1 pseudogene is annotated in these 757 nt (G+C 42.1%); it reads right to left on the reverse strand.

The window, feature by feature from the left end:
• Window positions 1-757 (reverse strand): annotated as a pseudogene (locus ACQV2X_RS08745) (YSIRK signal domain/LPXTG anchor domain surface protein); the annotation flags it as partial.

Consider the following 757-nt stretch of genomic DNA (forward strand, 5'->3'; position numbering starts at 1 on the left):
CTGGCGTTGGATCTGGATCTGGCGTTGGATCTGGATCTGGTGTTGGATCTGGATCAGGTGTTGGATCTGGGTCTGGTATTGGACACACTCCACATTCACCGTCTTTGCCATCCTTACCGTCTTTACCGTCTTTACCATCCTTACCATCTTTGCCATCTTTTACAAAGACTTCTTGTGTGGAACCATCTGGCTTCGTAATGATAATGGTATAGCCCGAATTACCTTCTGTATCTTTTCCAGGAGTTACCTCAACCTTAGGCGTCTGACCATCTTTGCCATTTAAGATGTTTTCAGTTGTTACTTTTCCGTCACTATCTGTAATGGTAATAGTTACTCCTATAACATTTCCATCTTGATCTTTGAGTGGGGTTTGCTTGATGGTTGGTGATTTTCCATCCACTCCATCTTTACCATCCTTACCGTCTTTACCATCTTTTACAAAGACTTCTTGTGTGGAACCATCTGGCTTCGTAATGATAATGGTATAGCCCGAATTACCTTCTGTATCTTTTCCAGGAGTTACCTCAACCTTAGGCGTCTGACCATCTTTGCCATTTAAGATGTTTTCAGTTGTTACTTTTCCGTCACTATCTGTAATGGTGATAGTTACTCCTATAACATTACCATCTTGATCTTTGAGTGGGGTTTGCTTGATGGTTGGTGATTTACCATCTACTCCGTCTTTGCCGTCTGCACCATCTTTTACAGTAGTCGTTGTTTGAGTGCCATCTGGATTGGTAATCGTAATGGTATGAGT

It is taken from the genome of Facklamia sp. P12945, assembly GCF_050409485.1.
In the GTDB taxonomy this organism is placed as follows: domain Bacteria; phylum Bacillota; class Bacilli; order Lactobacillales; family Aerococcaceae; genus Facklamia.